An 18,728-nucleotide genomic window follows, 5' to 3' on the forward strand; every position below is an offset into this window, starting at 1 on the left:
CGGGCACTGGGGAGGTGCTTCGGGCTCAGACCTTTGCAGTGAGCGCCGTGGACTCGCGCAGCAGCACGTCGCCGCGCACATGCATCTCGAGAGGTTCCTCCGGGGCGTCGGCCGCCGTCGTCGCAGTCTCCGCCTCCGCGGGCGAGGTGCCGAGCACCCACTGGACCGCCTGGCGGGCCATGTCGTGCAGCGGCAGCGCGATGGTCGTGAGAGTCGGGTTCGAGTCCTCGCCGTCGGGCACGCCGCCGAAGCCGGCGACGGAGACCTGGCCGGGCACGTCGATCCCACGGCGGCGCAGCTCGCCGAGAGCGCCGAGGGCCATGACGTCCGCCGGGGCGAAGACGCATAGCGGAGCGTCGTCGGTGCTGGCGGCGGTGGCGAGGTGCGCTTCGATCGCCTCGGCCAGCTCGTAGCCGCCGTCCCGGGTCAGCCCTGCCTCGACATTCAGCTCGGGCTCGAAGCCCGCCTCGGTCAGCGCGGCGATGAAACCGCCGGTGCGGTCCGCGGCCGACGGGATGCCGGAGATGCCCTGGACCACGGCGAAGCGGCGGTGGCCCTCGACGATCAGGGCGGTCGCGAGCTCATGTGCGGCCGCGGCGTTGTCGGGCACGATGGTGCGGCCCACGCCCACGGACTGGCCCATGCCCACCACCTTGCCGCCGTTACGGGCGAAGCCCTCCAGCAGGGTGCTGATCGCGGCATCGGAGTCGTTGCCATAGCGGTGCGAGCCCACCAGCACCAGGGCGTCGACCTGCTGGGCGATGAGGGAGCGCAGTGCGCGCACCTCGGTGTCGATCTCGCGGTCGGTCTGCGTGAGCAGCACCTGGGACTGCGAGGCGAACACCTGCTGCTGGACCTCGCGGGCGATGGTCGCGAAGTAGGGGTCGGCGATGTCGTGGACGACGAGGCCGATGAGGCCCGAGCGGGAGCGGGCGAGGGCCTGCGCCTGGGCGTTGGGGACGTACCCGAGCCTCGCGGCAGAGGCCTCGACCCTCTCGGCGACCGCCTTGCCAGGGACGCGGGCGGATCCGTTGAGCACGCGGGACGCTGTGGCCAGGGAGACCCCGGCATCCTGGGCGACGTCGCTGAGACGCACTGCGGCCATCAGGGCTCCTACTTCTCGGGGATGCGGTCGTGACGGGGCGGGGAAACGCTGTCCCGACTCTTGTCAGCATAACGACGCCGTGATCGGCCGACGGAGGATTCGAGCCTTCCGGGGGCGTGACTTTCCTCCTCCTGCCCGTGGACCGGATGTTCCTGCCGTCACGAGACGGCTCAGGCGGAGATGTCCCGCGTGGAGAGGTCCACGGGGTGGCGCGGGGGCTCACCGGCCGCGAGTCGCCGCACCTCCTCCAGGGCGAACTCGCCCATCCGGCGCAGCTCGTTGCCCTGCGAGCCGGCGATGTGCGGGGTGATCGAAACGGTCGGCAGATCCCAGATCGGGTCGTCGGCGGCTAAATCATCATGCACGTCGAGCACGGCGGCGAGCCGGCCGGAGGCGAGCTCCGCGCGCAGGGCGTCGAGGTCCACGAGCGCCGGGCGGGCCGTGTTGACGAACGTGGTCCCGTCGCGCATCAGGGCGAGCAGCTCGCCGCTGACCATGCCGCGCGTGGACGGGAGGTCGGGCGCATGCAGGCTCACCACGTCGCTGCGGGAGTACAGCTCCTCGGGCTCGACCTTGGTCGCGCCCAGAGCCTGGATCTGCTCGGCGCTCGCGAACGGGTCGGTGATCAGCACGTCGAGGTCGAAGCGCTGCAGATGCTCCGCCACCAGCACGCCGATGCGTGAGGCCCCGATGAGGCCGACGACGCCGCCGTAGTTGCCGATCCCCGGGTCTGCTGCGGCGCCGCCGTGCACCTGGTGGTCCGCCCGGTAGCCGGCCTCGCGGGCGTGGGATCGCTTGCCGGCCAGCAGGATCTGGGCGAGCGTGAACTCCGCGACGGGCACCGCGTTCGCCTCGGTCGCCGAGGTCACGGTGATGTCGTCGCGCTCCCACACCGCCTCGGTGGCCACGAAGCGCACGGTGCCCGCGGTGTGCACGATCGCGCGGAGCCGGGGCAGGCGGGCGAGGGTCGTCGCATCGATCCGGGGTGAACCCCAGCCGGTGACCAGGACCTCGACGTCCCGCAGGTCCCCGTCGGAGGCGGAGGCGAGGTCGGGCACCGTGCGGTCGGGATCGATGTCGGCGAGCTGTGCCAGGCGGTCGCGCTGGGCCGCGTCGAACATGCTGTGCTGGAGACCGTCCGGCATCGCGAGCAGGGCCTTCATCGCGTGCCGCCTTCTCCGTCGGTACCGGCGTCGGCGCTGGAGTCGGCGACTGCGGCGGCGATGAGAGCGCGCAGGGTCCCGGCCTCCCCGGCGAGGGCCGCCGGATCATCTCCCGGGAGGAACTCGAGCAGCGCATCGCGGTCCGAGCCCTCGGCGGCGAGCACCGTGAACACCCCGCGCCAGAGGTCCGCCCGCGCGGCGAGGGGGTGGCGCTCGTGCGTGGGCCACCAGGAGAAGACATGGATGGTCGAGGTGCGCGGCAGCACCTGGCGCAGGGTCTCGAGGGCGTCGGCGTCCGGCATGCCCTGGTGAGGCTGCCAGTAGGAGAGCACGGTCGGCCGGTCCATCTCGTCCAGGAGGCGCAGCGTCGAGCCGATCTCGTCGGTCAGCGTGCGGCCATGGAACTCGAGGCCCACATCGATCCCGTGCTCGCTCGCGCGATCGGCGAACTCCTGGATCCGGCGCACGAGCGCGGCACGATCCTGCGCGCCGACGTCGGCCGAGCCGCAGCTGCCCGCCCACACCCGGATGCGGGGCGCGCCGAGTGCCCGCGCCGAGGTGATGACGCCCTCGAGCTCTGCCGAGAACTCCTCGTCGGACCCCTCGAAGCGCAGGTAGGAGCCGTAGGATGCGACGGCGAGGCCCGCCTGCTCGGTGAGCTCGCGGGCGCGGCTCGCAGCGATGGTGTCCCCGGGCGGGACGTGGGCGTCACCTGCCCACTCGATGCACGCGAGGCCGGCGTCGGCGGCGAGCTCGACGACGCGGTCGACCTCGAGGCTGCGGAAGGTGACCGAGCACAGTCCGGGACGGATCATGGTGACTCCTGGTGTCTGCATCGTCAGGTGCCGATACGGTGTGGGCAGAGCCTCCGACGAACGGAAGGCAAGCGTTTGCCCAGAGCGTATCGCGAGCACGAGGAGGTGGGGGCGATGGTCACCGATGCGAGCGGCCCCGGCGGAGAGAGCCCCGATGCTCCGGCCCGCGCCGCGACGACACCGAACGTCCTGCTGCTGGTCACCGACGACCAGGGCGCCTGGGCGCTCGGCTCGCGGATGCCCGAGCTGCGCACCCCGACCCTGGATCGCCTCCAGCGCGAGGGGAGGACCTTCGAGCAGTTCTTCTGCGCCTCCCCGGTGTGCTCCCCGGCGCGGGCCAGCCTGGCCACGGGGCGCATGCCGTCGGCCCATGGCGTGCACGACTGGATCCGGCCCGAGGCCCTGGCGCGCACCGATGCCCCGCTCCGGCCGTTCCGAAGGGACTTCCTGGAGGACCTCCCCGGCGCGGACTCGCTCGGCGCGATGTTCTCCCGCCACGGGTACCGCTGCGGGATGACCGGCAAATGGCACCTCGGCTCCGCGGACCGCCCCGCGGAGGGCTTCGAGTACTGGTACGCCCACCAGCTCGGCGGCGGCCCCTACTACGACGCCCCGATCTGGCAGCAGGCCGACGAGACCGGCATCCCCGCATCCCCTGCGCAGCCCGGCACCGAACCTGCCTACCTCACCGACGCGATCACGCAGCGCGCCCTCGACTTCCTGGGCGCCGCGGCGGCCGACGCCCGACCCTTCTTCCTCCAGGTCAACTGGACCGCCCCGCACGACCCCTGGTTCGACGGCAACCACCCCGCCGAGCTGCTGGACCTCTACGACGACACGGACTTCCCCTCCGTGCCGCAGCCCCCGCCGCACCCATGGTTCGTGCCGGAGAACTTCCCCCGCGCCGTCGCGGACCGCCACGGCGCGCTCGCCGGCTACTGCGCGGCGCTCAGCGGCGTGGACCGCAGCATCGAGGCACTCCTCGCCCAGCTCGAGAGCAGCGGGATGCTGGAGGACACGATCGTGGTCTTCACCTCGGACAACGGCTTCTCCTGCGGCCACCACGGCATCTGGGGCAAAGGCAACGCCACCACCCCGCTGAACCTCTGGGAGCCCTCGATCACCGTGCCGCTGATCATCCGCTGGCCCGGCCACGTTCCCGCGGGAACGTGCGATCGCACCCCGACCTCGGCCACCGGTCTGCTGGAGACCCTGGCCGAGCTCACCGGGGCCGTCCCCCGCGAGGACCCGCTGCGGGCGGGACGATCGTTCGCCGCGCGCGTCCTGGACAGGCGGCCCTCGGCGGACGGACGGGGCGGCCCGGCGACGGGTGACGAGCCGATCGTCATCCACGACGAGTACGGCGCCCACCGCATGATCCGCACCGACGGCTGGAAGCTCGTGGTGCGCCGCGAGGGCCCCACCGAGCTCTACGACCTCGAGGAGGATCCCGGCGAGGAGCGCGACCTCTCCCGCGAGGCGGCGCACGCCGGCCGGCGTCGCGCGCTGGAGGATGATCTGCAGTCCTGGTTCGCGGCCCACGAGACGCCTGCGCTGAGCGGCTGGGGAACCGCGGTCGACGGTGCCGGCCAGCGGCGACCCTTGGGTCGCCCCGGGTGACGGCACGACGACACCGGACCGCGCCCGGTGCCCGTCGCCCGTCGCACCGACCACCCGCGGATCACCGCACAAGGACCCGGATCCTCTGCAAGGAGCACTTCTGATGCCCACCGCCCCCCACACCCGGCCGAACATCCTGCTCATCGTCTCCGACGACCACGGCTACGCCGACCGTTCCGCCCGTGGCAGCGCCGACGCCCGCACCCCGAACCTGGACCGCCTGGCGGCCACGGGCACCACGTTCGAGAACGGGTACGTCACCGCTCCGATCTGCTCGCCATCCCGAGCCGGCCTCATCGCGGGCGCGTACCAGCAGCGCTGGGGTGCGCAGTGGTTCGACACCTCGGCGTTCCCGCCGGCGCAGCGGCCGGTCATGCCCGAGATCCTCGGGGAGGCTGGATACCGCACCGGGTACTTCGGAAAGGTGCACTACGGGCCGGAGCGACCCGGTGATCGTGCCTGCCCCGACCAGCACGGCTTCGACCGGTCGCTGTACGGGCTGGCGGGGCTCAGCATGGGGCGCCTGCACTACCTGCACCACTCCGAGCAGGCGCAGGAGGAGTACGGCGAGGCCGCCTCGCGACACGGGGTGAGCCCGCTGTTCGAGAACGGCCGCGAGGTGGACTGCGAGCAGCACCTGACGGTGGAGTTCACCGAGCGGGCGATCGACTTCATGGGGGACGGGGCGCAGGCGAGCGACGGAGACCCGGAGGGCGCGGGGGAGGACCCCTTCTTCTGCATGGTCGCCTACAACGCCGTGCACAACTTCGCCTGGCAGCTGCCGCAGGACGAGCTCGACGCCCGCGCCCTGCCCGCCCACGACGACTTCGACCCCGCCGCCGCGGAGTACGTGGACTGGTACGACGGGGCGATCTCCCCGCGCCTCGAGCACGGCCGCGACTACTACCTCGCCCAGCTCGAGATCATGGATCGCGAGATCGGCCGGATGCTCGACCACCTCGAGGACACCGGGCAGCGGGAGAGCACGCTCGTGGTCTACCTGACCGACAACGGAGGTTCCACCTGCAACTACGGGGACAACGCCCCGCTCACGGGGACCAAGTACAGCCTCTTCGAGGGTGGGGTGCGGGTGCCGTTCCTGGTCTCCCGGCCCGGTACCGTGCCGTCGGGCGAGCACTCCGCGGCGCTGGTCTCCGCGCTCGACCTGCTGCCGACGTTCGCGGCAGCAGCCGGGGCGTCGCTGCCGGTGGGCACCCCGGTGGACGGGATCGATCTGCGCCGGGTGTGGGAGGCGGCCGGAGGGGCGCGCCGGGTCGAGGCCGGGCACGAGGCGCTGCACTTCGACACCGGCTTCCAATGGGCCGTGCGCACCCCGAACTGGAAGTTGCGCTGGGTCGATGCGAGCACCGGGCACCGCGAGCACCTGCTCGCGGTCGAGCACACCGACATCGGCGCCGGGCTCACGCTGGTGCCCCTCGGCGACGGGATCACCGACGAGTCACCGCAGGCCGACGTCGCCGCGCAGCACCCGGAGGTCGTCGACGAGCTGACCGCCCTGCATGAGCAGTGGGCGGCGGGGCTCGCGTCCGCCTGACCGCCCTGCGCGAGCAGTGGGTGGCCCAGCTCGCGTCGGCCTGATCGGTGGCCTGGTCGTCGGCCTGACCTTGCTCAGCCGCGGCCGAGCAGCGTGCCCATTGGGACGAAGTCGGAGAACTCGGCATCCAGCGCCGTGGCCTGATCCGCGGGAGCCCCGTCGTCCGCCCCCGTGGAGCCCTCCGTGTGCTCAGGGTGTTCGATGTGCTCGGGCGAGGTGCCGATCCCGGCGCTGAGCATCGTGGCGAGCTCGCGCGCGGCCCGGCGCACGCGCACCGCGAGCGGCTGCTCATCGGCCTGGCCCTCGGTGTCGGCACCGAAATCGGCCGACGCCGCGAACACGACCGTCGGCACGACCTCCGCCTTGAGGTACCCGAACATGGGGCGGATCGCGTAGTCGATCGCGAGGGAGTGTCGCGCGGTGCCCGCGGTCGCGCCGAGCAGCACCGGCTTGTTCTTCCAGACCTCGATGTCGATCGCGTCGAAGAACATCTTGAACAGACCCGAGGGGCCGACGTTGAACACCGGGGTCACCGCGATGACCGCGTCAGCGGCGCGCACAGCCTCGATCACCATCGACAGGCGCTCGTTCGGGAAGCGGGTGAGCAGGGCGTCGGTGATGTCGTGCGCGTACTCGCGCAGCTCCACCGTGGTCACGTCCACGTCCACGTCCACGTCCACGTCCACGTCCACGGCTGTGCCGTCGGCGGGCGCGGCGGCGCCGTCGGCGGTGCGCTCACGACCGATCGCGGCGGCGGCCCACCTCTCACGACCGAGAGCGGTGGCGGCGGCCCGGGAGAGCTGATCGGTGAGCATGCGGGTCGAGCTGGGGGTGGAGAGCCCGGCGGACAGGGCGACCAGGCGGACGGTATCGGTCATGGGGTGATCCTCTCAGGGAGCGGGACGACGACGAGGGCGGCGTGGAGCCGGCACGGTGTCGTCGGTGTCAGCGGGGCGGAACGGGTGGACTGGCGCTGGGGACCAGGTCTGGCTGCGTCAGCGGGGCAAAGTTGGGGGAATGTCGGGTGGATTCCCCCAACTTTGCCCCGCTCGCCGGGTCAGCGGCGGGTGGTGCCGGCGTCCTCGGCGCGCAGGCCCGTCCAGTTGTCGCCGGTCTCGAACTTGTAGGCGTCGTCGAAGGAGCCGCGCTCGGCTTCGGCGGCGGCGACCCGTGCTGCGTGGGTGGGCGCCTCGGGGACGTCGGCCGGCTTGCGGGCTTCGAGCTCGCGGCGCAGCACCGGGACCACCTCAGTGCCCAACAGCTCGATCTGCTCCAGGACCGTCTTCTGCGGGAGCCCCGCATGGTCCATGAGGAACATCTGGCGCTGGTAGTCGCCGACGTTGTCCGCCATGGTCAGGTAGCGCTCGACGACCTGCTCGGGGGAGCCGACGGTGAGCGGGGTCCGCGCGGTGAAGTCCTCCATCGAGGGGCCGCCGCCGTAGACCGGGGCGTTGTCGAAGTAGGGGCGGAACTCGGTGATGGCGTCCTGGGAGTTCTTGCGCATGAACGCCTGGCCGCCGAGGCCCACGTACGCCTGACGGGCCGTGCCGTGGCCGTAGTGCTCGAAGCGCTCGCGGTACAGCTGCACCATCTGCGCGGTGTGGCTCATGGGCCAGAAGATGTTGTTGTGCAGGAAGCCGTCGCCGTAGTACGCGGCCTGCTCGGCGATCTGCGGGGAGCGGATCGAGCCGTGCCACACGAAGGGCGCGACGCCGTCCAGCGGGCGCGGGGTCGAGGTGAACTGCTGCAGCGGGGTGCGGAAGCTGCCCTCCCAGTCCACGACGTCCTCGGTCCAGAGCCGGCGCAGCAGGTCGTAGTTCTCGATCGCGATCTCGACGCCCTTGCGGATGTCCTGGCCGAACCACGGGTAGACGGGGCCGGTGTAGCCGCGGCCCATCACGAGGTCGATGCGGCCGCCGGTGAGGTGCTGCAGCATCGCGTAGTCCTCGGCGATCTTCACCGGGTCGTTGGTGGTGATCAGCGTGGTCGCGGTGGAGAGGATCAGATCGGTGGTCTGTGCGCCGATGTAGGCCAGCGTGGTGGTCGGGGAGGACGTCACGAACGGCGGGTTGTGGTGCTCGCCGATCGCGAACACGTCCAGACCCACCTGCTCGGCGAGCTTCGCCTGCTCGACCATGCCCTTCAGGCGCTCGTTCTCGGTGGGCACCTTCCCGGTGGTGGGGTCCGGCGTGATGTCGGCGATGGTGAAGATTCCGAACTGCATGGCAGCACTCCTTGGGCGGTCGTGGAATATAGTTCAATAATAAACTACTTTCGGACGGGGCGCAAGCAACAGGCGTGCGGCACCGGTCACCGTGGGGCTGCGGTCGCCGAGGGGCACCGGTCACCGCCGGGCTGCGGGCGCCGTCGGGCGCGGGTCAGGACGGGGCCTATCCTGTGGCGGACGAAGGGAACAGGCCATGACCGGTGCGTTCGAACGCTGCAAGGTGCGCTGAGGATGGCGGTCTCGCTGCTGCTCGCCGTCGCCGGCGCGATCCTCATGGGGCTCGCGGCCGTCGCCCAGGCGGCCGCGGCACGACGCGTGAGCGGCCCCGGTGTGCTGATCCATCCGCTGTACGTCGCCGGGCTCGGGATGGACTTCACCGGCTGGCTGCTGTCCCTCGTGGCCATGCGCCACGAGTCCCTCATGGTGGTGCAGACGGTCCTGGCCGGGTCCCTCATCATCACCGTCGTCGTCGCCCGTCTCGTGCTGTCGATCCCGCTCCCGCCCCCGGCGATCCTCGCGGTGCTGGCGCTGAGCGGCGCCGTCGCGGTCGTCTCCGTGGCCGGGATGCCCGGGCCGCCCGGTCCCGCGCCCGCCGGCGCCGCCCCCGTCGCAGCGCTCGCCCTGGCGGCGACCCTGGTCCTGTGCGTGCTGCTGCGTCGCGCCGGCGTCGCGCCGCAGGCGATCCTCGCCGGCCTGGGCTACGCGGGCACGGCGATCTGCGCCCGGGCGGTCGAGTCCGGGACTCTGACGCAGATCCTCGCGTCCCCGCTGGCCTGGTGCGGCGCCGCCTTCGGCATCGTCGGCACCGTGATGTTCGCCCGCGCGCTGCAGGCCTCCCCGGACGCTGCAGCGCCGGCGACGGCCTGGCTGTGGGTGATCGAGGTGATCGTCCCCACCGGGGTGGGCCTCGGACTGCTCGGGGACCGGTTGCGTCCGGGCTGGGAAGCGGCTGCGATGATCGCGCTCGCCGCGGCGCTGGCGTCGGCCGTGGTGCTCTCCCGGCAGTCCGCCGCGGTCGAGGCGGTGCCTCCCGTCAGGGCTGCCGGGGACGCACGAACGGGAAGGTGAGGATGTCGCGGATCGTGGTGTCGGTCAGCAGCATCACCAGACGGTCCATCCCGATCCCCAGCCCGCCGGCGGGAGGCATGCCCGCCTCGAGGGCGCGCAGGAAGTCCTCGTCGATCTCCATCGCCTCCGGGTCCCCGGCGGCGGCCTTCAGCGACTGGGCGGTGAAGCGCTCGCGCTGGTCGATGGGGTCGGTCAGCTCCGAATAGGCGGTACCGATCTCCATCCCGCACGCCACCAGGTCCCAGCGCTCCACGAGCCCTGGCCGGGTGCGATGCGGGGCGGTGAGCGGGGAGGTCTCCGCGGGGAAGTCGGTGTAGAAGGTGGGCCGGATCGTCTGCGGCTCCACCAGCTCCCCGTACAGCTCCTCGAGCACGGCCCCGGGCCCCATGTCCCCGCGCAGCGGCACCTCGTGGGCGGCGGCCAGGGCGGTCAGCTCGTCGATGTCGGTCTCCACGTCGACCCGTCGGCCCACCGCCTGCGAGACCGCCTCGGCCATCGGGATCGCCGGCCACGGGCCGGAGACGTCGGTGAGCAGCGCCTGCAGCCGATCGCCCGGATCGGTGCCGACGGGTTCTGCCGTGCGCACGTCCCGCAGCGGCAGCACCTCCGCTCCGTAGAGGCTTCGTGCGGCGGCCTTGACGAGCCGCTCGGTGAGCCGGCGCATGTCCGTGTAGTCCTGGAACGGCCAGTACGTCTCCAGCGACGTGAACTCCGGATTGTGGGTCGCGTCGGCCCCTTCGTTGCGGAAGTTCCGGCCGATCTCGAAGATCGGTCCGAGCCCGCCCACCAGCAGTCGTTTGAGCGCCAGCTCCGGGGCGATGCGCAAGCTGAGATCGAGGTCGTAGGCGTTGATGTGGGTGCTGAAGGGTCGGGCGTTGGCCCCGCCGTGCACCGACTGCAGGATCGGGGTCTCGACCTCCTGGGCGCCCTCGCGCAGCAGCTGCTCCCGCACCGCGGTCAGCACGGTGGAGCGCGCGCGGAGCAGCCCGGCCCCGCGCGGGTGCACCACGAGGTCCAGCGAGCGCTGTCGCAGGCGGGAATCGGGATCGACCAGGCCGTCGAAGGGCACCGGGTGCAGCGCCTTCGCGGCCATCGCCCAGCTGTCGACGAGCAGCGAGGGGGTGCCGCGGCGCGAGTGCCCCGGACGCCCGGTGAGGTGCACCAGGTCGCCGAGGTCCACCGTGCGGCGCCAGAGATCGAGCGGTCCGGGTCCCGTCGACGCCTCGTCCAGGATGATCTGCAGGCTCTCGCGGCCCGCGCAGAGATCCGCGAAGACCACCGCGCCGTGCTCGCGCACATGCCGGACCCGACCCGCCACGATGATCTCGTCGTCCGGATCCCCTGCGTGCACGGCGGCGACCGCCGCGGGGAACGGCAGCGGCTGCGGCAGGCCGACGGGATAGGGCGCCATGCCGGCCTGCCGCAGCCGCTCCAGGTGCTCGAGGCGATGCGTGAACTGCTCCGAGCGGCGCAGCAGCGGCAGCTCGACGGCCTGCCGGGAGTTCGCGGCGTCGGCCCGCGTGCGCTCGAGCAGTTCCGCGGGGAGCTGCTGCTCGAGCGGGGTGCCGGCGCCCCACAGCGGGGCGAAGCCCTCCAGGGCCATCGCGGCCAGCGCGGAGGTCGGGAGCGCGGTGAGCGAATCGACCAGGAGATAGCGGGGCACCCAGTGCGGCTGATACTTCGCGTTGGACCGGGCGAGACGTTCGAGCTGGAACCAGCGGTCGGCGCGGGAGAGCAGCAGCGAGCCGATCCGCACGCCGGGACCCGCGTCGACGGCATCCGCCTCGACGAGCACATGGCGGAACATGGCGAAGTTCAGCGACACGCGGCGCACGCCCAGCTCCGGTGCCTGCGCCATGAGCTCGGCGATCATCAGCTCGGTCGCGCCGCCCGGGGCGCCGGGGGAGCGGCGCATGACGTCCAGGGACAGTCCGCTGCGGCCCCAGGGGACGAAGCTCAGCAGCGCCTTCCAGCCGCCGCCGGCCTGATCTGGGTCCTCGGGGTTCTGGGGGTCCTCGGGATCCTGGGGGATCTCGGCGGTGACGAGCAGGCAGTCCGCGTCGGCCGGATCCCCGAGGCGGGACAGCGCCATCGAGAAGCCGCGCTCCTCCCCGCCCTCGCGCCAGGAGTCGGCGAGCTCGACCAGCCGTGAGCGCTCCTGCTCGCTGAGAGAGCCATGGCGACGCACCTGGACCACCAGGCCCGCGCGGCGCGCATGCTGGACCGCGCGGCGCACCGGGGTCATCGCGGGGGTGGACAGGCGGAACTCCTCCGGGCGCAGCACCGCCTCATCGCCCATCCGCACCGCGATCATGCCGTGCTCGGTCCATCGCCGGGCCGCCTCCTCCGACGCGGAGAGGACCGCCGGGGTCCACCCGTGGGTGCGGCATTCGGTGATGAAGGCGCCCATCGCCTCGTGGTCGCGGGTGCTCGGGCCGACGGGATCGCCGGCGGCCATCGCGACCCCGCCGAGGCGCCGGAAGGCGACCATCGAGGTGTCCCCGGCCGTGGCCACCAGCTCCTTGTCGCGGCGCGTCGCGAAGTAGCTCAGGGAGTCGCGGTCCCCGTCGTGCAGCAGCAGGGCACGGAGGGTCACCTCCTGGTCCGGGGTGCGCACGGTGCGGCGCGGGGCGGCACGGAGGAACGTCCACGCGGTGGCGGCCAGGGTGAGCCCGGTCAGCGTGGAGGCGGTCCAGCCCAGGCCCGGGGGTGCCGCCCCGGCGGGATGCCCGCCCACCAGCCCCAGGCTGTGGCCCAGGGACCAGACGAGCACCGTGGCATCGACGCCCAGCTCCTCGTGGGTGAGGGCGATCCACAGCGCGGTGACGCCCACGGTGAGCGCCGAGCCGACGGCCAGCACCAGCAGGGCCAGCCACCGGGAGCCGTGCGGCATCCGGGCCGGGAACCGGTCGCGCAGCCTCCACAGCAGCACCAGCACCATGATTGCCACCACGGGGCTCAGACCATTCGCGACGACCATCGTCCAGAGCGGCACCGGATGCCTGATCGTGGAGGGGTCCAGGCCCAGCATCTGCACGAGGTCGATCACCGAGAGCACGGCGCCGAGGACCTGCAGCCCCGCGAGGGCTGCCAGCGCCAGACGCTTGCGCCGCTGCATCCCTCCGGCGAGGAGCGCCAGCAGCACCACGGACGCGAACGACGGGGCGACCGGGACGTTCAGGGCCGAGAACAGCAGGTCGGCGACCGACGGCGAGCGTCGGCCGAAGCCCGTGAACAGCATCGAGACCACGCTCAGGGCCGCGGCGAGGAGGAGCGCCCCGGTGACGAGGCGGGCGATGCGCTCGTGACGGATCACGGCGGGCGTGCGGGGATCCCCAGCGCTCATCCCAGGTCCTTCCGAGGTCGTCCCGACACCGTCCCGAGGAGTTCGCCGGGAATGGGAGTAGCGTACGGCCCCTGCGAGGAGGAAGCAGATGGGTGTGGGCGCGTTCGACCTGATGGGACTGGGGACCGCGGTCACCGCCACGGTGATCACGGCGATCGTCTTCGCCCTCGCGGTGCTGAGAGTTCCGCGTGCGCGGCACCCCCACCTGGCACAGGTCGTCGCCCTCGTGCTCGTGAGCTCGCTGGTGCTGGTCACCGCCGCGCTGTGGATCAACCGGGCCACGGGCACCGTGAGCAGCTGGGAGTTCCTGGCGCAGGGACCCGGGGAGCTCTCGGTCCAGGCGCAGGACGGGGCGCCCGCGCAGCGAGGGGCCGACGGAGAGGATCGCGACGAGCTCGCCGCGCTCGAGGCCGCGCAGTCAGCGCCCGCGACCTCGCTCCAGCGCGATCCGTTGGACGACAAGGCGCTCACGGGGCTGCGCAGCACCACGCACGGCCAGTGGATCACCGTCACGATCCCTGCCCCCGGCATCGCGACGACCGAGGCGATGGTCCATCTGCCCGCCGGCTACCTGCAGCATCCACAGCGGCGCTACCCCGTGATCGTCGCGCTCAGCGGGATCCCCGGCGGTCCCAGCACCTTCCGGCGCTCGTTCGAGCTCGGGCGCGACATGGACAGGGCCGCATCGCACGGGGAGCTCGGCGAGGCGATCGTCGTCGCCCCGACCCCGTATCCCGGGACCTACGACACCGAATGCGTGGATGCCGACCCCTCCACCGACCCCGCCACCGGACCCTCTTCGCAGGGCAGCGACGGTCAGTACGAGACCTACCTCGCCGAGGTCGTCCCGGACTGGGTGCGCACGCATCTGCGCACCGTGGGCCACCCGGAGGCCTGGGCGAGCTTCGGCTACAGCGCCGGCGGCTGGTGCGCGAACATGCTCGCCCTGCGCCACCCCGACCTCTTCGCCAGCGCGATCTCCCTGGCCGGCTACTACCAGCCGCTCTACGCGAGCGGGCAGCAGTGGAGACCGGACGACGACCCCCGCTATGACCTCCCCGCCCTCGCCGCCGAGGAGGCTCCGGCCGTGCGCCTGTGGTTCTTCTACGGCGCGGACGACCCGCTGCCCCATCCCTCGCTCGCCCAGATGCAGCAGGCGGTGCGAGCGCCCACCTCCCTCACCGTGGCCAGCACTCCCCGGGGCGGGCATACGGCCTCGCTGTGGGTCGAGGTGACCCCCGCGGCGCTGCGCTGGCTGGGGAGCAGCTCCCCGGGGTTCGCCCCCGCACCGACTCCCTGAGCGGGTCGGGGAGAACGGCTCCGCGCTGTCAGGCGCCGGTGGCAGGATGGTGAACCATGACATCCGAGAGCATCGAAGCCCTGTTGGACGCGACCCGGTTGGCCGGGCTGGAGACCACCGAGGGAGGCAGGATCCTCGCGAAGGTCTCCTCCCCGAACGCCAAGGGCACCGCCTACCGCAGCGCGCTCGTGGAGCTCGAGGGAGACCGTATCCTGCCGCTGACCCGCGGTGACGCCTCCATCGGGGCGGTCGCCGCCGCCGAGGACGGCACCACCTTCTTCACCGCCAAGCGGGTGGGAGAGGACGGCTCCGAGGCCGACGCGTCGGGGGATGCCCAGCTGTGGGCGCTGCCCGTGCGGGGCGAGGCGCGCGAGCTCGCCGCTCGTCCCGGCGGCTTCGGCGCGCTCCACCTGGCCGGCGGCCACCTTCTCGCCGAGCTCGAGGTCCACTCCCAGGCGGCCGACGAGATCGAGCACGCGCGTCTGAGCGCGGCACGGGAGACCGCGAAGGTGACCGCAGCCTTCCACGCCGCCTTCCCCACCCGGTACTGGGATCAGGATCTGGGGCCGACGCGCACCGTCCTCGCCCTCGCCGCTCTGCCCGAGGACCTCGACTGGGCCGAGGCCACGGAGCCCACCGGATCGGCGACCGCCGACTCCGCCACCGGATCTGCCACCCAGCCCGCCGACGGATCTGCCGCCGATCCCGCCGACGGATCTGCCACTGGATCCGCCACCGACCCCGCCACCGGATCCGCCGACGACGGGCCCCGCGCGCAGGTGCTGCACTTCCGCCACGTCGAGATGCCGCCGGGTCGGCTCGTCGGCTGGACCGTCGACCGCATCGGATCGAGAGCCCTGGTGGCGATGTCGGATTCCCGCGGCGACCTGGTCGCCGCCCCCGATCTCTACCTCCTCGACCTCATCGGCGCCCAGCCTCCGCGCCTCCTGCGCGAGGCCACGGCGGAGGTCGAGTACGGCCCCGGCGAGTTCAGCCCGGACGGCACCAGGGCGCTGATCGGACGCCAGCAGATCTGGACCCAGCACGCGAGCCTCTCGGCCTCGGTCGAGCTGCTGGACCTGAGCGACGGGACCACGACCACGGTGTGGCCCGAGCTGGACCACTGGGTCGATCCGGTGTGGCTGGACGACACGACGCTGATCGCGACCAGTGATGACCACGGCCGCGGCTCCGTGTGGATCGGCGGGGTCGACGACCCGACACCGCGACGCCTCGCCGGCGGCCCGGAGCAGGATCTGGCGTTCTCGTCGGCATCGGTCGCCGGGGGAGCAGTCATCGCGTCGGCCTCCGGGATCGACGTGGCGCCCTTCCCGGTGCGCATCGACCCGGCGACCGGGGTTGTCGAGGAGCTGCCGAACCCGGCCGCCTCCCTGGCCTCCGCCGGCACGCTCACCGAGATCATCGCGACCGCCGAGGACGGCACCGACCTGCGCGCCTGGCTGCGCGTCCCCGAGGGCGAGGGCCCGCACCCGCTGGTGGTCTTCGCCCACGGCGGCCCCTGGGGATCCTGGAACGCCTGGACCTACCGCTGGAACCCGAACCCCTTTGTGGCCGCCGGCTACGCCGTGCTGCTGCCGGACCCCGCGATCTCCACCGGCTACGGCCAGGCGATGATCGACCGCGGCCAGCACGAGCTGGGCGGCGCCCCGTTCACCGACATCATGGCGCTGACGGACGCGGCCGTGGAGCGGACGGACATCGACGCCGAGCGCACCGCCTTCGCCGGCGGCTCCTACGGCGGCTACATGGCCAACTGGGTGGCCGGGCACACCGGCGACCGCTTCCGCTGCATCGTCACGCACGCCTCGCTGTGGGACACCGAGTCGATGGGTCACACCACCGACAATGCGGGCTGGGAGCGGTCGATGCGGGACCAGAACCAGCAGTACAACCCCAAGGACTACGTGGGGGACATCGTCGCCCCGATGCTCGTGATCCACGGCGACCGCGACTACCGGGTGCCGATCGCCCAGGGCCACGCCCTCTGGTACGACCTGCACGAGTTCTCGGCGACCCCGCGCGACGCCGACGGACGCACCCGGCACCGCTACCTGTACTTCCCCGACGAGGGCCACTGGATCCAGGGCCGCGGGAACGCACAGGTCTGGTACGAGACCTTCCTCGGGTTCCTCGACGAGCACGTGCGCGGGGTGGCCTGGGAGCGACCGGCGACTCTCGGCTGAGGTGCGCCGAAGCGACCCGAAGCGACCCGAGGCGGCCCGGGTCGGCCCGGGGCGACCCGAGGCGACCCGAGGCGGCCCGAGGTGGCCCGGGTCGACCCGTCCCGTGGGCAGCTGGGCGGCGATGCCAGGACACGCACGGCGAATCCACTGAAATGTCCCGTGGGCGGGACGTATCGGTGGATTCGCTCGGCGAGTCGTGGGGCGGGTTGAGCGTCGGGTCGTGGGGCGGGCCTCTCGTGCGCTGGCCAGGGGGTCTTGCGGTGCATCACGTCGACCTCAGCTCGGAGCTAACATTCGACCGCCGTCGGGTCCTCGAGCGCGGTCAGGTCCTCGACTGCCGTCGGCCCCTCAGACGCGGTCGGGCTCCTGGAGCTCGACGATCGGCTCGCTCGAGCCGCTCAGCAGCTTCGAGACGGGGCAGCGGGCATGGGCGGCCTCGAGGAGCGGCTGCGCCTCGTCGGCCGCCATCTCGTCGATCGTGACGAGAGCGCGGGGCGCGAAACGGTAACCGCCCGACGGGTCGCGGTGCAGGCCCACCTCGACGCTCACATGGCTCTCGTGGGGCAGGCCCCGCTCCGCGAGGACCACGCGCAGGGTCTCACCGAGGCACGTGCTCCAGGCCATGGCGAGGAACTGCTCGGGGTTGAACCCGCGTGCCGGTGCCGTCGGCCCGCCCGTGGGGAGCAGGGCCTCGGGGGTCGGGGCGGCTCCTTCCGGAAGCTCGGCGGAGGGGACCTCTGGCGCGAGAGTGGCGGGACCCTCGTGCACGCGCACCTGTCCCGACGTGCCGTCGACGTTGTCCACGCGGGCCGTGTACAAGGCGCCGGATGAGGGGTCGCGCGGAGAGGATGTCGAGGGCTGCACCATGGCTCCAGGCTAGTGGGGAGTCGGATCGCGGGAGATCACGCCACCTGGTCCGACGGCGCGAGCCAGGTGTTGCACTGGGAGACGTCGCCGTCCGATTCCAGTCCGACCTTCAGCCAGCGCACGCGGGACGCCGGCTCGAGGCTGTGCGGCTCGTCCTCCGTGGGCCAGGTCGACTCATCGAGCAGCGTCTCGATCATCTCCGGGGTGGGCTGCGCGGCCGCGGGGACCTGCATGGTGGAGGCCGCCGCGAGGCAGCGCATCTGCAGGTTGTAGCGGCGCCAGGCCTCGTCAGCACGCTCCGGATCGTCCGCGAGCTTCTCGTCGAGCGCGTTGAAGTAGAACGCCAGCGAGCTGTTCCAGGTCACCGTGTTCATGTACAGGCACGACAGGTCCCACACATAGGCGCCCGGCACCGCGGCCGAGTCGGTCTGCTCGGCTCCCGTGCCGTAGCCCGCGGGCCAGTAGATGGTGAAGTCGAGGTTGCACACCCGCGGGAAGTCCTCCTCGAAGGTGTCCGGCTCGCAGGGGGAGCTGGGGATGTCCGGGTAGGTGTAGACCTGGACCGTCGGTTCGTCCCAGGGCAGCCCGCGGTCGGAGTTCGCGCTGGACCACAGGAAGTCCAGGCAGTCGTTGGCGGCGTCGAGGGTGGCCTGCAGCTCCTCCACGGTCTGCTCGACCGGGGTCTCGGGGATCTCGCAGGTGCTGACATCGGGCAGGGAGCCGGTGGTCAGCGGGTTGTTGGCCATGACCGCCCACACGTCGTCGGCATCGCCGTCCACGGTGTCGAGCGGGGAGATCCCCACGAACGTCGAGTCCGCCGGGTCGGTCGAGAAGTCGGTCTCCGCGGGCTGCGTCGAGGTCGATTCGGGGTCCGACGGGGCTGCTACGGAGGGGTTCGTCCCGCCGCTGCGCTGGAGGGTCAGGTAGAGGACGCCTCCGCCGATCACGAGCAGCAGCATGGCGATGCAGCCGAACGCCACCGCGATCAGTGCCCAACGGCGCCCAGGAGAGGACGGACGGCCCGGTGCCTGTGGACCGCTGGGGTCGACAGCGCCCGGCGGGCCGCCCAGACCTGTCGAGCCGCCCTGACCTGTCGGGCCGCCCTGACCTGTCGGGCCGCCCTGACCTGTCGGGCCGCCGGGACCTGTCGGGCTGCCCGGACCGCCTTGCGGGGAGGTGCCGAACTGTCCGTTGGACTGCGGAGCAGGGGACGAGGCGTTGTACGGGGAGGCGCCGGAGCGAGCGTTCAGGTGGGGCTGGTCCGCTCTCCACGCCTGATGGGTGGCGTCGGGGTCGGCGCCCTGTGCTCCCCAGCCCTGCGGTCGATCACGGTTGTCGCCCCCGTACCCCGGAGGGCCGTCATGCGGCGCGCCGTCCCCTGTGCCCGACATGCGCTCCCCCTTGCGTTCCCCGGCCGTTGCAGCTCGCAGGATATCCGGGGAGGACGGAGCGAGCGGG

The 18,728-nt window shown here is 72.4% G+C and carries 13 protein-coding genes; 5 read left to right on the plus strand and 8 right to left on the minus strand.

Annotation, left to right across the window (positions count from 1 at the left end):
- Positions 1-25 precede the first annotated feature (25 nt).
- From ACT3UL_RS12025 to ACT3UL_RS12035, 3 genes are all read right to left on the minus strand, one after another.
- Positions 26-1,105 carry a LacI family DNA-binding transcriptional regulator gene (locus ACT3UL_RS12025; RefSeq protein ID WP_444578460.1) on the minus strand — a complete coding sequence of 360 codons (1,080 nt, stop codon included), beginning with the start codon at positions 1,103-1,105 and terminating at the stop codon, positions 26-28.
- 170 nt (positions 1,106-1,275) lie between these two features.
- Complete coding sequence (locus ACT3UL_RS12030) at positions 1,276-2,268, minus strand: hydroxyacid dehydrogenase (protein ID WP_444578461.1); 993 nt, start codon at positions 2,266-2,268, stop codon at positions 1,276-1,278.
- The gene (locus tag ACT3UL_RS12035; protein WP_444578462.1) at positions 2,265-3,083 is read right to left on the minus strand and encodes a sugar phosphate isomerase/epimerase family protein; all 819 of its coding nucleotides are present in this window, start codon (positions 3,081-3,083) and stop codon (positions 2,265-2,267) included. The genes ACT3UL_RS12030 and ACT3UL_RS12035 overlap by 4 nt, the downstream gene beginning before the upstream one ends.
- A gap of 114 nt (positions 3,084-3,197) precedes the next feature.
- On the opposite strand from ACT3UL_RS12035, the gene ACT3UL_RS12040 reads away from it, so the two are divergent.
- Together ACT3UL_RS12040 and ACT3UL_RS12045 are read left to right on the plus strand one after the other, a co-directional pair.
- Positions 3,198-4,703 carry a sulfatase-like hydrolase/transferase gene (locus ACT3UL_RS12040; RefSeq protein ID WP_444578463.1) on the plus strand — a complete coding sequence of 502 codons (1,506 nt, stop codon included), beginning with the start codon at positions 3,198-3,200 and terminating at the stop codon, positions 4,701-4,703.
- Positions 4,704-4,806: 103 nt separating this feature from the next.
- A complete protein-coding gene (locus ACT3UL_RS12045; protein WP_444578464.1) occupies positions 4,807-6,258 on the plus strand; it encodes a sulfatase family protein in 1,452 nt (483 codons plus the stop codon).
- A 74-nt stretch (positions 6,259-6,332) separates the two neighbouring features.
- Here the strand turns inward: ACT3UL_RS12045 and ACT3UL_RS12050 are convergent, their stop codons facing one another.
- Positions 6,333-7,136 carry a CE1759 family FMN reductase gene (locus tag ACT3UL_RS12050; RefSeq protein WP_444578466.1) on the minus strand — a complete coding sequence of 268 codons (804 nt, stop codon included), beginning with the start codon at positions 7,134-7,136 and terminating at the stop codon, positions 6,333-6,335.
- A gap of 179 nt (positions 7,137-7,315) precedes the next feature.
- Complete coding sequence (locus ACT3UL_RS12055; RefSeq protein ID WP_444578467.1) at positions 7,316-8,482, minus strand: LLM class flavin-dependent oxidoreductase; 1,167 nt, start codon at positions 8,480-8,482, stop codon at positions 7,316-7,318.
- A gap of 234 nt (positions 8,483-8,716) precedes the next feature.
- Here ACT3UL_RS12055 and ACT3UL_RS12060 point away from each other — a divergent pair, with 234 nt between their 5' ends.
- The gene (locus ACT3UL_RS12060; protein WP_444578469.1) at positions 8,717-9,553 is read left to right on the plus strand and encodes a hypothetical protein; all 837 of its coding nucleotides are present in this window, start codon (positions 8,717-8,719) and stop codon (positions 9,551-9,553) included.
- Here the strand turns inward: ACT3UL_RS12060 and lysX are convergent.
- Positions 9,519-12,899, minus strand: a complete 3,381-nt coding sequence (gene lysX, locus ACT3UL_RS12065) for a bifunctional lysylphosphatidylglycerol synthetase/lysine--tRNA ligase LysX (RefSeq protein ID WP_444578470.1) — start codon at positions 12,897-12,899, stop codon at positions 9,519-9,521. The genes ACT3UL_RS12060 and lysX overlap by 35 nt on opposite strands.
- 88 nt (positions 12,900-12,987) lie before the next feature.
- Here lysX and ACT3UL_RS12070 point away from each other — a divergent pair, with 88 nt between their 5' ends.
- Both ACT3UL_RS12070 and ACT3UL_RS12075 read left to right on the plus strand, forming a co-directional pair.
- Positions 12,988-14,199, plus strand: a complete 1,212-nt coding sequence (locus ACT3UL_RS12070) for an alpha/beta hydrolase (RefSeq protein WP_444578471.1) — start codon at positions 12,988-12,990, stop codon at positions 14,197-14,199.
- Positions 14,200-14,255: 56 nt separating this feature from the next.
- Positions 14,256-16,403 (plus strand): S9 family peptidase, encoded by a 2,148-nt coding sequence (locus ACT3UL_RS12075; protein WP_444578473.1) that lies wholly within the window; start codon positions 14,256-14,258, stop codon positions 16,401-16,403.
- 348 nt (positions 16,404-16,751) lie between these two features.
- Here ACT3UL_RS12075 and ACT3UL_RS12080 read toward each other — a convergent pair whose 3' ends face one another.
- Together ACT3UL_RS12080 and ACT3UL_RS12085 are read right to left on the minus strand one after the other, a co-directional pair.
- The gene (locus tag ACT3UL_RS12080; protein ID WP_444578475.1) at positions 16,752-17,270 is read right to left on the minus strand and encodes an OsmC family protein; all 519 of its coding nucleotides are present in this window, start codon (positions 17,268-17,270) and stop codon (positions 16,752-16,754) included.
- Between the two features lie 35 nt (positions 17,271-17,305).
- On the minus strand, positions 17,306-18,661 hold the full coding sequence (locus tag ACT3UL_RS12085; protein ID WP_444578476.1) for a hypothetical protein: 1,356 nt from the start codon (positions 18,659-18,661) through the stop codon (positions 17,306-17,308).
- Positions 18,662-18,728: the final 67 nt, after the last annotated feature.

Source organism: Brachybacterium sp. 107, from assembly GCF_052379725.1.
In the GTDB taxonomy this organism is placed as follows: domain Bacteria; phylum Actinomycetota; class Actinomycetes; order Actinomycetales; family Dermabacteraceae; genus Brachybacterium.